General features: G+C 72.8%; 14 protein-coding genes. 9 read left to right on the forward strand and 5 right to left on the reverse strand.

The window, feature by feature from the left end:
- The first annotated feature begins 8 nt into the window (after positions 1 to 8).
- Genes ispD through QCZ28_RS05030 form a run of 3 tightly spaced genes read left to right on the forward strand, consistent with a single transcriptional unit; the run spans position 9 to position 2242 of the window.
- A complete protein-coding gene (gene ispD, locus QCZ28_RS05020; protein ID WP_279515430.1) occupies positions 9 to 704 on the forward strand; it encodes a 2-C-methyl-D-erythritol 4-phosphate cytidylyltransferase in 696 nt (231 codons plus the stop codon).
- A 13-nt stretch (positions 705 to 717) separates the two neighbouring features.
- Positions 718 to 1203: a 2-C-methyl-D-erythritol 2,4-cyclodiphosphate synthase gene (gene ispF / locus QCZ28_RS05025; RefSeq protein WP_279515576.1), complete on the forward strand. Its 486-nt coding sequence runs from the start codon at positions 718 to 720 to the stop codon at positions 1201 to 1203.
- 10 nt (positions 1204 to 1213) lie between these two features.
- The gene (locus QCZ28_RS05030) at positions 1214 to 2242 is read left to right on the forward strand and encodes a tetratricopeptide repeat protein (RefSeq protein WP_279515431.1); all 1029 of its coding nucleotides are present in this window, start codon (positions 1214 to 1216) and stop codon (positions 2240 to 2242) included.
- On the opposite strand, the gene QCZ28_RS05035 is transcribed toward QCZ28_RS05030, so the two are convergent.
- A complete protein-coding gene (locus QCZ28_RS05035; RefSeq protein WP_279515432.1) occupies positions 2239 to 3435 on the reverse strand; it encodes a homogentisate 1,2-dioxygenase domain-containing protein in 1197 nt (398 codons plus the stop codon). The genes QCZ28_RS05030 and QCZ28_RS05035 overlap by 4 nt on opposite strands.
- A 94-nt stretch (positions 3436 to 3529) precedes the next feature.
- Here QCZ28_RS05035 and QCZ28_RS05040 point away from each other — a divergent pair, with 94 nt between their 5' ends.
- The 6 genes from QCZ28_RS05040 (at position 3530) to QCZ28_RS05065 (ending at position 8398) form a co-directional block, all read left to right on the forward strand.
- Positions 3530 to 4399 (forward strand): hypothetical protein, encoded by an 870-nt coding sequence (locus QCZ28_RS05040; protein ID WP_279515433.1) that lies wholly within the window; start codon positions 3530 to 3532, stop codon positions 4397 to 4399.
- Positions 4396 to 5592 carry a fumarylacetoacetase gene (fahA, locus tag QCZ28_RS05045; protein ID WP_279515434.1) on the forward strand — a complete coding sequence of 399 codons (1197 nt, stop codon included), beginning with the start codon at positions 4396 to 4398 and terminating at the stop codon, positions 5590 to 5592. Before QCZ28_RS05040 ends, fahA begins: the two co-directional genes overlap by 4 nt.
- A 174-nt stretch (positions 5593 to 5766) precedes the next feature.
- On the forward strand, positions 5767 to 5976 hold the full coding sequence (locus QCZ28_RS05050) for a DUF397 domain-containing protein (RefSeq protein ID WP_030327888.1): 210 nt from the start codon (positions 5767 to 5769) through the stop codon (positions 5974 to 5976).
- 144 nt (positions 5977 to 6120) lie between these two features.
- Positions 6121 to 6603 carry an SRPBCC family protein gene (locus QCZ28_RS05055; protein WP_279515435.1) on the forward strand — a complete coding sequence of 161 codons (483 nt, stop codon included), beginning with the start codon at positions 6121 to 6123 and terminating at the stop codon, positions 6601 to 6603.
- A 100-nt stretch (positions 6604 to 6703) separates the two neighbouring features.
- Entirely contained in the window at positions 6704 to 7957 is a 1254-nt protein-coding gene (locus tag QCZ28_RS05060) for a PQQ-binding-like beta-propeller repeat protein (protein ID WP_279515436.1), read from the forward strand.
- 87 nt (positions 7958 to 8044) lie between these two features.
- Entirely contained in the window at positions 8045 to 8398 is a 354-nt protein-coding gene (locus QCZ28_RS05065) for a hypothetical protein (protein ID WP_279515437.1), read from the forward strand.
- A gap of 20 nt (positions 8399 to 8418) precedes the next feature.
- Here QCZ28_RS05065 and QCZ28_RS05070 read toward each other — a convergent pair whose 3' ends face one another.
- The 4 genes from QCZ28_RS05070 to QCZ28_RS05085 all read right to left on the reverse strand — a co-directional run bounded on the left by QCZ28_RS05070 (position 8419) and on the right by QCZ28_RS05085 (position 12235).
- Positions 8419 to 9042: a hypothetical protein gene (locus QCZ28_RS05070; protein ID WP_279515438.1), complete on the reverse strand. Its 624-nt coding sequence runs from the start codon at positions 9040 to 9042 to the stop codon at positions 8419 to 8421.
- A gap of 385 nt (positions 9043 to 9427) precedes the next feature.
- A complete protein-coding gene (locus QCZ28_RS05075) occupies positions 9428 to 9982 on the reverse strand; it encodes a hypothetical protein (protein ID WP_279515439.1) in 555 nt (184 codons plus the stop codon).
- Positions 9983 to 10115: 133 nt separating this feature from the next.
- Positions 10116 to 11219, reverse strand: coding sequence for a histidinol-phosphate transaminase (hisC, locus tag QCZ28_RS05080; RefSeq protein WP_279515440.1), 1104 nt, complete (start codon positions 11217 to 11219; stop codon positions 10116 to 10118).
- Positions 11216 to 12235, reverse strand: coding sequence for an RDD family protein (locus tag QCZ28_RS05085; protein WP_279515441.1), 1020 nt, complete (start codon positions 12233 to 12235; stop codon positions 11216 to 11218). Before QCZ28_RS05085 ends, hisC begins: the two co-directional genes overlap by 4 nt.
- Between the last annotated feature and the right edge of the window lie 190 nt (positions 12236 to 12425).

Raw genomic sequence — 12425 nt, forward strand, 5'->3', positions numbered from 1 at the left:
ACCGCGACGTGACCGCGCAGCTCAATCCGCGCGGTGACGTCGCGGTCCTCGTGCCCGCGGCGGGTGCCGGCGTACGGCTCGGTCCCGGCCGACCCAAGGCGCTGCGCCTGCTCGCCGGTGAGCCGCTGTTGGTGCACGCCGTGCGCCGACTGGCCGCCGCACCCTCCGTGCACACCATCGTGGTGGCCGCGCCGACCGCCGAGGTGCAGGCCGTCCGCGATCTGTTGGCCCCGGTCGCGCCGGTGACCGTGGTGCCCGGTGGGGCGGAGCGGCAGGCGTCTGTCGCCGCCGCGCTCGCCGCCGTGCCGGCCGGCCCGACCATCGTCCTGGTGCACGACGCCGCCAGGGCGCTCACCCCGCCCGAGCTCGTCGAATCCGTCGCGGCGGCGGTCCGGGGCGGGCGGGACGCGGTGATCCCGGTCCTGCCGGTGGTCGACACGATCAAGGAGGTCGGCGCCGGCGAGGTGGTGCTCGGCACCGTCGACCGGTCCGCCCTGCGCGCGGTGCAGACCCCGCAGGGTTTCCGCCGGGCCGTGCTCAGCGCCGCGCACGCCGCTGCCGGTGACTCCCTCACCGACGACGCCGGGCTGGTCGAGAAGCAGGGTGTCGAGGTGAGCTGCGTGCCCGGCTCGGAGTACGCAGTGAAAATCACCCGACCGTTCGACCTGGCCCTGGCGGAGCATCTGCTTGCCACGACCGGTTGACGCGTACCCTCTGATCATGATCGTTCCTCGGGTGGCCATCGGGACCGACGTGCACGCGTTCGAGCCGGGCCGGCCGTGCTGGGTGGCCGGGCTGCTCTGGCCCGACCAGGACGGCCTCGCCGGGCACTCGGACGCCGACGTGGTCGCGCACGCCGCCTGCAACGCGCTGCTCTCCGCCGCCGGTCTCGGTGATCTCGGTTCTGCCTTCGGGGTTGACCAGCCGGAGTGGGCCGGCGCGTCCGGGGTGGCGCTGCTGACCGAGACGGCCCGCCGGGTGCGGGCCGCCGGCCTGGAGATCGGCAACGTGTCTGTGCAGGTCATCGGCAACCGTCCCAAGATCGGCCGCCGCCGCGCGGAGGCGCAGGAGGTCCTCTCCGCCGCGGTCGGCGCCCCGGTCACCGTCTCGGCGGCGACCACCGACGGGCTCGGTTTCGCCGGCCGTGAGGAAGGGCTGGCCGGGATCGCGGTGGCCCTGGTGTACGACGCTCCGGCCGCCTAGGCTCGCCGCGATGTCCAGCGACCCCACCCCCGACCAGTCCGCCGCCGACGGCTACGTCCAGCGGGCCCAACTCCTCGCCGAACTCGGCCGCTACGACGAGGCGGCGGGGGAGTTGGGCTACCGGTTGGCCCTCCAGCCGGATGACGTGGAAGCGCTCACCATGCTGGCCCGGGTGCACCTGGCCGCCGACCGCCCGGCCGAGGCGCTCACCGCCGCCGACACGGCAGTGGCCGTCGCGGCGGAGGCGGTGCCACCGCTGGTCGCCAGGGGCATGGCGCTGGCCGATCTGGAGCGCTACACCGAGGCGGCGGCCACCGCCGACCGGATCCTCGCCCTCGGCCCGGCCGACGCGTACGCCCAGCGGAGCGCGGCGGCGATCCTGGCCGGCGCCCGCAACGGTCAGCCGGCGCTGAACGCGGCCTGGCGTGGTGTCGAGTTGGCCCCGCAGGAGCCGCAGGCACACCTGGTGCTCAGCCTGGTCGCCGCCCGGTTGAACCTGTTCGACCTGGCGGAGCGGGCCTACCGGGAGGCGCTGCGGCTCGACCCGCGGATCGCCGAGGCCGGCCACGACGTGGGGGTCATGCGGCTGGAGCAGCGCCGCTGGTCGGAGGCGTTGGAGCACATCGCCGAGGCGGTGACGGTCAGCCCGAGCCGGATCGACTCGCCACGGACCCTCGCGTACGGGCTGCACCGCCTGGTGCTCTACGGCGCGGGTTGGTCGCTGGTCGCGGCGGTGCTCGTCGCGTTCGCGGCGTCGGCGGGCGACGGGTTCTCCCGCATCCTGGCGGTGCTCGCCGCGCTCACCGGGGGCATCGTCGTCTGGCAGCTCGGTGCCCGGCTGCCGGGGTTGACCCGGAGCGTCCTGCCCGCCCTGCTGCGCGCGGACCGCACGATGGCCCTGGCGATCTACGCCGTGGCCGCCGCGCCGCTGCTGCTGCTGGTGTACGCCATGGTCGGCTCACCGTGGCCCCTGGTGCTGGCCATCGCCGTCACCGCGGTAGCCGAGTTCGCCGTCTTCACCCGAACCGCTGTCCGCTAGCCGCGACGCGCCCACGTCCAGGCGTAACCCTCGTCCTCACAGGCGCTGGCGGCGTCGCAGAGATCCAGCGGGCGGAAGGTGTCGACCATGACGGCCAGCTCGTCGAAGTAGTCAGCGCCGATGGAACGCTCGGCGGCACCCGGCTGGGGGCCGTGGGTGAAACCGGACGGGTGCAGCGAGATCGAGCCCTGCTCGATGCCGGAGCCGCGCCGCGCCTCGTAGTTGCCCCCGGTGTAGAAGAGCATCTCGTCGGAGTCGACGTTGTGGTGGTTGTACGGCACCGGGATCGACTGTGGGTGGTAGTCGACCTTGCGGGGCACGAACGAGCAGATGACGAAGTTGGGCCCCTGGAAGGTCTGGTGCACGGGTGGGGGCTGGTGGATGCGGCCGGTGATCGGCTCGAAGTCGTGGATGGAGAACGCCCACGGGTAGAGGTGCCCGTCCCAGCCGACCACGTCGAACGGGTGGTTGGCATAAGTGTGACGAGTCCAAGCAGTGCCGCTGCCACCGGGGCCTGCGGCCCGGGATCGGTGTCGGACCAGCACCTCGACCTCTTCGCCGTCGACGAGCAGCGGGGCGTCGGGGCCCCGGACGTCCCGCTCGCAGTACGGCGAGTGCTCAAGGAACTGGCCGCGTACGGAGAGGTAGCGCTTGGGTGGGCCGATGTGCCCGGAGGCCTCGACGGCGAGCAGTCGGACGGGCTGGTCACCGGTGGGCACCAGTCGGTGGATGGTCGAGGTGGGGATGACGACGTAGTCACCGGCGACCGCGTCCAGCACACCGAACGGGGACTCGACCCGCAGCGTGCCGGCCTCGACGTACAGGCAGTGGTCGCCGGTGGCGTCGCGGAACAGCGGTGAGGGGCGGTCGGCGAGGACGTAGCCGATCCGGACGTCGTCGTTGGCGAGCAGGTACTGCCGGCCGAGGATGGGATCGGAGCCGCCGGTGTCCAGTTTGTGGGTGCGCAGGTGGCGGGGCTTGAGCGGCAGGTTCGGTGCCCGGGTGAACGTGGGCGGGGTGAACTCGTCGGCGGCCAGGATCGCGGTGGGCGCGTGCCGGTGGTAGAGCAGCGACGAGTCGGAGGAGAAGCCCTCCTGGCCCATCAGCTCCTCGGCGTAGAGGCGGCCGTCGGGCTGCCGGAACTGGGTGTGGCGCTTGCGCGGCACCTCGCCGACGCTGCGGTAATACGGCATCTCGCCTCCCGATAGGTTCCGTCCACCGGCCGAAGGCGTCCGATAATCGGACGCTGTTGTCCGTTCCTCGTAGCGTCCCGTACATTCTTGTTCCGTGTCAACGCAGGTGCCCGCACTCCTGACCGGCCTGGTGGACGACGCCGCCGTCTTCCCTCCGGGGAGCGCCGCGCTGCCCGACGCCCTGGCCGCCCACCGACAGCACCGCACCGCCTGGTACGCCGACCTGGTCGGCCCGCTGCTGGTCCCCGCCTCGACGGTGGCGGCCGGCGAGCTGAGCGGGCTCGTCGACCCGGGCGAGGGCCTGGTGGTCGGCGTCATCGGTGACACCGGGATCGGGAACCTGCCGTTCGCGCTGTCGTTTCTCGCCCCGGACGGCGTCACCGCTCGCCAGGTCGAGGTGGCGGTCGCCAAGCGCGGTGAGGACCCGTTGCCCGGCATCGCCGAGCTGCTGCGACTCACCGATTCGATGCCCGACGTCGAGGCCGTCTACGCCGAACTGCCACTGACCTTCGGTCTGATGGGCGCGCTGGACGCGCTCGTCGCCGCGCGGGTCGACGGGGTGCCGATCGCGGCCAAGTTCCGCACCGGCGGCCTGGCCGCCGAACTCTTCCCCACCCCGGCCGAGCTGGCCGCGGTGATCTGTGCCTGCCGGGACCGGGACCTGCCGTTCAAGCTCACCGCCGGCCTGCACCAGGCGATCCGGCACCTGGACCCGGAGACCGGGTTCACCCACCACGGCTACGCCAACGTGCTGGCCGCGACACTGGCCGCCGCCGACGGTGACGGGGTGCGCTCGGTCGCCGAGCTGCTGACCGTTGTCGACCCGCGGCCCCTGGTGGAGCGCGCGACGGCACGGCTGGACGCGCCCCGCCCGCTGTGGGTGGGCTTCGGCTCGTGCAGCATCCTGGAACCACTGACCGATCTGATCCGGCTGGGGCTGGTGAACGGGGGCTACGACGCATGACCTGGGTGACCGGTGCCGACGGTTCGCCGTACGGGGTGACGAACCTGCCGTACGGGGTGTTCCGGCACAACGGGGGTCCGGCGCGGATCGGCGTACGGATCGGGTCCTGGGTTCTCGACCTCGCCGCTGCGGAGGCCGCCGAGCTGGTGCTGGCCGCCGGCACGCTGTGCCGGCCCGTGCTCAACGACTTCATGGCGCTGGGGCGTCCCCAGTGGACTTCCGTGCGGCAGCGGATCACCGAGCTGCTGACCGACCCGGCGCACCGGGCCGCCGTGGAGCCGCTGCTGGTGCCCCTCGACGACGTGGAGCTGCTGCTCCCCATCGAGGTGGCCGACTACGTCGACTTCTACTCCTCCGAGCACCACGCCGCGAACGTCGGGCAGATCTTCCGCCCCGGCCAGCCGCCGCTGCTGCCGAACTGGAAGCACCTGCCGATCGGCTACCACGGTCGGGCCGGCACCGTTGTCGTCTCCGGCACGCCGGTGACCCGGCCGACCGGGCAGCGGGCCTCGGCCGACGGCCCGGTCACCGGCCCATCGGTACGCCTCGACATCGAGGCCGAGGTCGGCTTCGTGGTGGGCGTACCCAGCGCGTTGGGCGATCGGGTCTCCGTGGACGACTTCGCCGAGCACGTCTTCGGGGTGGTGCTGGTCAACGACTGGTCCGCCCGGGACATCCAGGCCTGGGAGTACCAACCCCTCGGCCCGTTCCTCGGCAAGTCCTTCGCCACCTCGGTCTCGGCCTGGGTGACGCCGCTGGACGCGCTCGGCGACGCCTTCGTGCCCGCCCCCGACCAGGACCCGCCGGTCGTCGACTACCTGCGGGACGTGCCGCACCTGGGCCTGGACCTCCGACTGGCTGTCGAGTGGAACGGCGAGCCGGTCAGCGAGCCACCGTTCGCCACCATGTACTGGACCCCCGCACAGCAGTTGGCGCACCTCACCGTCAACGGGGCTTCGCTGCGCACCGGTGACCTGTACGCCTCCGGCACCGTCTCCGGGCCCGAGCGGGGACAGGTCGGGTCCTTCCTGGAACTGACCTGGGGTGGGGCCGAGCCGGTCACTGTGGGCGGCGAGAGCCGCACCTTCCTCGACGACGGTGACACGGTGACCATCACGGCCACCGCCCCCGGCCCGGACGGCACCACCATCGCACTCGGCGAGGTCACCGGCACGGTTCTTCCGGCCGTCTGAACCGTCGCGATCCATCCGTCTCGTGCGCGGGACCGGTTATCGCACAGCCCGTGCGATAACCGGCAGTGGTTGATCCGTTGATCGTCCGGATCCCGTTGCCTCGCCGCGCAATCCGGGCCGGGCGCTGCCCGGCCGTCAGCGGTGGGGCGTCCATCGCACACGGAGGTAACGACGATGCACGATCTTGCGGGCGCGGTCTGGCGTACCAGTAGCCGCTCGAACGACCAGGGGCTCTGCGTGGAAGTGGCGGACAACCTGGTCGATGTCCATGGTCTGGTCGGGGTCCGCGACTCCAAGGATCAGGCCGGCCCCACACTCGCGGTCAGCCCGCCGGGGTGGACAGCGTTCATCGGCGCGATTCGGGCCGGTCGCTTCGAGCGCTGACCGGCGCTTCGGCACCGGTCGACGACGACCGGTGCCGAAGCGACCGCCCAATCGGACAGCATCGCCCCCGGGAGGTGGAAATTCCGTCCCGGGGGCCCCGTCCGGCCCTCACTCCGCGTACCGTCGGGGACACGGGAGGGTGGCATGTCGACGGTGGCGATTACCGGGTTCATCGAGGCCGACACTGTCGACGTCTGGCGTCTGCTGACCGATCTGCCCGGCCGCGCGGCGCGGCTGACCGCCGCCGGGCCGATCGAGGTGCTCACCCCCGGCCCGTTCGGTCCGGGCACCTCCTGGCGTGAGGGGCGCGTCCAGCCGGGCGGCGGCACGCTCACCGAGGAGTTCCTGGTGGTGGAGGCGCTCGCGCCGCAGCGACTGGTGCTCTGCTCCTCCGGTGCCGGCGCGGACTATCGCATCACCTGGGGCCTGCGGCCGGTCCGCCGCCGCAGCCGGGGTTGCACAGCGATCACCGTCACGCAGGAGGCGGTGCCGACCGCTCCGTACGGTCGGGTGGTGGCGCTGCTGCTCGGCGGGCTGGTCGCCCGGGCGGTGGAGGCGGCACTCCGGCGTGATCTCGCCGAGCTGACCGCGGCGGCCGGCGTCACCGGCTCGCTCGAAGCCGCCTGACCGCCGACCCGCCAGCCGACCGGGGCGTTGCCGTCGGTCGCCGTGACCTGAGCGGGGTGTTGCCGGTTCCGCTGGGTAGGGTGCCGGGCGGAGGTGCGGCATGGGGTTCCCGAGGGGTCGACGGCGGTTCGTGACTGCGGTCGCGGCGCTGCTCGCCGTCGCGGTCGTCGCGGTCGTCGTCCACCGGGTGCTCGCGCCGGCCGAGGTCAGCACGGTAGCCCGGGGTGACTATCCCGCTGCGGCCCGACCCGCACCCGGCGTGATCGGCCGGCTTCCGTTCGCCCCGTTGATCGTCGACGAGCGGTTACGGGTGTACGCGGCGCATCGCCAGGTCTACGCCGACCGACCCGTCGACGGGCGGCACCGGACCAGCCCGTACTGGTCGTACCGGCGTTGGCCGGCGGAGCTGACCGGGGTGGTGGCCAGTGGCCGTACCGTGGTCAGCCGTTGGTCCGACGGCCGGTTGGTCGCACTCGACGCGTCAACCGGCCGTGTTCGCTGGCGGGCCGACGGCCCGGTGCCTGCCGCCGCGGAGACGGTGGCGAGGCGGACCGGGGCGGCGACTGTCTGGGAGCCGCGCGGGCTTTATCTCGCCGACCTGCCGGACGGCCGGGTCGTCCTGGTGGTCAGCGGCGACACCCAGGCGCGTGGGGTCGAGGTGAGTGGCGGCCGTGAGCTGTGGCGGGTCGACCTGCCCAGCCGGTGCCGCAGCGACGTCGGCACCACCAGGTCGGGGCAGGTGATCGGCGTGAACAGCTGCGGGCCGGCCACTGTCGAGTTCCGGGACGCGGCGACCGGCGCGGTGAGCACACGGTGGCAGCCGCCGGACGGCGGGCGTGGATTGGTGGTGACCCCGCTCGGCTGCCGTACCGGCCGGTCGGACTGTTCGGGACTGCGGACGGCCGGCCCGGCTGACGCCGGTGGTCGAGGCTGGCTGCTGGGCGTCGGTGAACCTGCCGCCGCACCGGTTCTCGATCCGGTAGGTGCCATGCTCGCCGGCGAACAGGCGGTCACTGTCGCCGATGGGGTGGCCGTGGGGCGGTCGGCGCGATCCGGTGCCGAGCTGTGGCGCTACGACGGCCTGGGCCCGGCGCGGGTTCTTGCCGTCCAGTCCGGTCGGGTGCACCTGCTGACCGAGACGAACGAGTTGGTGACCCTGGACTCGGTGAACGGCGTGCTGCTGTCCCGTTTTCCGTTCACCGTCGGCGCCGACGGTACGGGTTGGGCGCCGGGTGCGGTGAGCGCGGAGGACGGCTTCGTCGCTGTGGAACGGCTCCGAAAGCCGGTGGACCCCGAAGGTGACGACCAGCGGTATTACCTGACCGCCGAGACGGTGATCCTGGCCGCCACCTGATCGGGTCACCGAGCTGCGAACCTTTCCCACCTTCCGGGCCAAAAGGGTACATTTTTCGCAGTTCGGATCAGGCGGAGGGGGTTTCTCATGGTGGGCACGGCGATCAGATGGTTGGTCGGCGGCGTGCTCGCCGCCGCCGTCGGCCTCACCACAACCGCGCTGCCGGCGCTCACGCCGGATCCGGCGTCAGCGGGCGTGGTCGCCACCGTCCGGGCCGAACCGCCGGACGGTGGCGAGGTCACCTTCGAGGTGATACCGGCCCAGCCGTCACCGGAGCCGACCCAGCCCACCCCCGCTCCCACCCAGCCCGCGCCAACCCGCACTGGCGGCGAGCTGCCGGTGACCGGGTCGGGATCGTCGACGACCGGTCCATTGGCGCTGCTGGGGCTGGCGCTGCTGTTCGTGGGTTGGGCGATGGCCCGCCGTCGGCGTACGGCGTGAGCCCGCCGACGGCCGGCAGCTCACCGCCGCAGCCGGAGCCGTTTCCAGCGCTGCCGGCTGACCCCGGCCAGACCGGCGACGACCAGCAGCCCGGCCGTCGCGATCGCTACGTTCCAGCCGGTGGTCATCCGGGACAGGATGGTGCCGGGCTTGCCTACCTTGCCCGGGTCGGGGAACTCGATCTCGCGGGCCAGTTCCTTCTTCACCCGCCCGCTCTCCAGGTTGACCTGGGCCTTCCACGGCCCGTTCGCCAACTCGACCGGGAACCGGATCGTGACCTGCCCGGACGTGCCGGGGGCCAGGGTGGTGCCCTGCACCGTGTCGAAGGGCCCGGCGCGGGTGCCGGCCGGTCCCTCTGAGAGGCTCGCCTTCCCGGTGATGTCCAGGGCCCGTCCGCCGGTGTTGGTGACCTGGATGGCGATCGACGGTTCGCCCTGCGGGCTGCGCGCCGGCACCATGTCCCCGGTGGTGAAGTCGGAGGCGGGCTCGCCGCCCGGCCCAATGTCCAGGTAGATCCGGATGCCGACCCGGTGGACCTGGGTGACGCTCGCACCCGATCGTTTGGGCGACGACGCGGACGCCCAGATCACCCCGTACCGCTCGCCGGCGCTCGCCTTCGGTGGCACGGCGATGGTCGCCTTCACCCGCGCCTCCGACCACGGCTTCAGCTCGACCGAGTCGCGGTCAAACGTGATCCACTCGGTCAGCTCGTTGGGTGTCCGCCCGTCCGCGAAGACGAACGCCTGCTTGTCCAGGCTCGCTGCCCCCGGGTAGACGTCGATCCGCCGCGGCTCGTCGGAGTTGTTGAGGACCAGGACCTGCCGCCTGATTGTGGTGCCCGGCGGGAGGTGATCGACGATGTAGCGGTGCGCCCGGGGGTCGTCGCGACGGTTGCTCGGTGCCTCCAGCAGCCGGATTCCGAAGCGGTCGTCGGCGTCCGGCTCGGCAGCGCCGGCCCGGGTCGACAGACCCGGACCGGCGAGGCAGAGCAGCGCCAGCGCGACCGCGACGGTCGACCGGCCCCGGCGGCTAGAGCACCGAATGCGTCACCGTCCCGGTGTAGGTGCCCGCGAGGTTGGCCAGCGGGACGTTCACGACAAGCGTCGGGTTCCAGCTGGCGGTGTTACCGCCGGAACCGCCGGTGTGGATGTAGGCGTCCAGCAGGGTGGTGTTGTCCAGCGGCGCGGCGGCTGCCGAGGTCGTCTGCTGCGGGCTGAAGGTGCCGTTGCCGGTGGGGGTGCCGACGGTTGGGCCGGACCAGTAGTCGACCTGCGATGCGAGGACGGTCTGGTCCGCGGCGGCCGCGCCGGTGGTGAAGTCCGTGGACACCACCGAGGCGGTCCAGCTGGCATCCGCCGCGCCCCGGCTGTCGTTGACGGCCACCTCGCCGAGTTGAGCGCTGATGGTGCCACCGGGCACGCCCGAGCCGAGGTCGGCGGTCGGCGGGGCGGTGATGTCGAGACTGCCCTCAAGGAGGAATGTGACGTCTGTGGTGTCACTCGGCGCGGCCATCGCCGGAGTGCCGAGGAGACCGACCATCGCGGCGGCGGCCGCTCCGGCGGCAATGATCTTGGCAGTACGCACTGTTCGATACCCCGTTTCTCGAAGTGGAGCCGGTGCTCTCGCGGCATTCCGGCCACTTCGCAACATAAGGCATAAAACACTCAAAAGCGGACAGACAAGATTTGTAGCGTTATCTGGACAGGTCGGGGGACGGTCAGGTCAGCGCCGCCTCCGCCGCCGCAAGGAACGCGTCGTTCTCGGCCGGGGTGCCGATGGTGACCCGGACGCCGTCCCCGGCGAACGGCCGCACGATCACCCCGCGCGACTCGCACGCCTTGCCGAACGCCACGGCCCGCTCGCCCAACGGCAGCCAGACGAAGTTGGCCTGGCTCGTCGGTGCCTCGGGCACGAACTTGCGCAGCGCCTCGGTGACCCGGTCCCGCTCGGCGACGACCAGGGCGCAGCGGCGCTCCATCTCCGTCGCCTGGGTCAGCGCGGCCAGCGCCCCGGCCTGGGCCGCGGTGCTGCTGGAGAACGGGGTCGCCACCTTGCGGATGGCGGCGGCCACCACCGGCTGGGCCACCAGCCAGCCCATTCGCAGCCCGGCGAGCCCCCACGCCTTCGACAGGGTGCGCAGCACCGCCACGTTGGGCCGGTCCAGGTAGTCGAGACCGTCCGGCACCTCCGGGTCGGTGACGAACTCCCGGTACGCCTCGTCGATCACCACCAGCACGTCGTCCGGCACCCCGTTGAGGAACCGGTCCAACTCGGCCCGGCGCACCGCCGTACCCGTGGGGTTGTTCGGGTTGCAGACGAAGATCACCCTGGTTCGGTCGGTCACCGCCGCGGCCATCGCCGCCAGGTCGTGCCCGTGCCCGGCGTCGTTGGGCACCCGCACGCTGGTCGCGCCGCTGGTCGCCACGATGATCGGGTACGCCTCGAAGGACCGCCACGAGTAGAGCACCTCGTCACCCGGCAGGCAGGTGGCCCGCACCAGGTGCTCGGCCAGCGCCACCGAGCCGCAGCCGGTGGCGATCCGGTCGGCGTCGACGCCGTACCGCTCGGCCAACGCGTCCCGCAGCGCGACAACGCCCATGTCCGGGTAGCGGTGCGACGTGGTGATCGCCTCGGTGACCGCCTCCACCACGCCGGGCAGCGGCCCGTACGGCACCTCGTTGCTGGCCAGCTTGATGGCCTCCGGCAGGCCCAACTCGCGGGCCAGGTCGGCAGGACTGCGCCCCGGCACGTAGTTGGGCAGCGCGTCCAGGTCGGCGCGGGTCAGCCGCAGTGCCGGCTGGTGACGTCCGGAGTCGGTCATGGGGTGTCTCCCGGGGGCTGGTTGCGGTCGTTCGAGGGGGCGGAATCGGGCCGGTTGGGGACTTCGACGACCACCGTCTGCGCGCGCTTGTCGTGCAGCGCCATGCGCAGCGGGTGGTCGAAGAGGGGGGAGAGGGCGTCGACCAGTTGCAGCACCAGGCCGAGCCCGGCGCAGTACCAGAGCAGCGTCGGCAGGCCCAGCGTGCTCCACCGGCTCAGCGCCCGGCGGATGCCCAGTGGCTGGTCGGCGGCGATCGGCACCGCCCGGATCCGCATCATCCGCTTGCCGACGGTCTGCCCACCGGCGGCCATGGCGGGCACCTCGTACGCCAGCCAGAGCGCGGTGGCGATCAGCAGGATCGCCACCAGGAGGGAGTTGGACTGCTCACTGGGGAGCGGAAGGCCCTCGGCGGAGGTGTCGCCGCGCGCCGCGCGCCGGAAGACCTCCTGCCAGTACGGTGCCCACTCCTGCGCCCAGCGCCAGACGAACCAGCCGTTGACGACCACGTTCAGGGCGAAGACGAGGCCGAAGTCGATCACCCGGGCGGCGAGCCGACGGCCGTAGCCGGCCAGCCGGTGGCCGTGCGGTCGTGGCTCGGGCGGCCGTCCGGGCCAACCGGGGTGACCGGCCTGCGGTCCCCAACCGGGTGGGCCAACCTGTGGTCCCCAACCGGGTGGGCCGGCCTGCGGTCCCCAACCGGGTGGGCCGGTCTGCGGTCCCCAACCGGGTGGGCCGGCCTGGGGGCCCCAACCCGGGCCGTGCCCCTGCTGCGGGCCGTACCCGGGGGATGGGCCCTGCTGCGGCGGCCAGCCCGGCGCGGCGGTCACCGCGTCGCGGGGTGCCGACGTCGCGGGCTCGGCCGGGCCGACCGGCGCGGGTGGTGGCTCGGGCGGCGGCGGGCCGTCCGGCGGGGTCGCGTCGACGGGGATGGGCGCGCCGAGCCAACCCTCGCCGTCCCAGTAACGCCGGGTCTCGGTGTCGGCGGGGTCGACGTACCAACCAGGTTGAACGCTCACGCGGCCGTTCCGCTTCGCTCACTCACGAGGACACCTTAACGACGACCGTCCCGGCGAACTCGTCATGGACGTGTCGCGGGGCGTACCCCGAAGGGTGTGGTCCGGGCAGCGGCGCGACGCCGCCGGTGGTGGGTCGGGGCCCACCGACCGGCGGCGTCGGGTACGACGGAGGTTGCGTCACGCTCGCAAG

It is taken from the genome of Micromonospora sp. DH14, assembly GCF_029809455.1.
GTDB classification, from domain to species: Bacteria; Actinomycetota; Actinomycetes; order Mycobacteriales; family Micromonosporaceae; genus Micromonospora; species Micromonospora parva.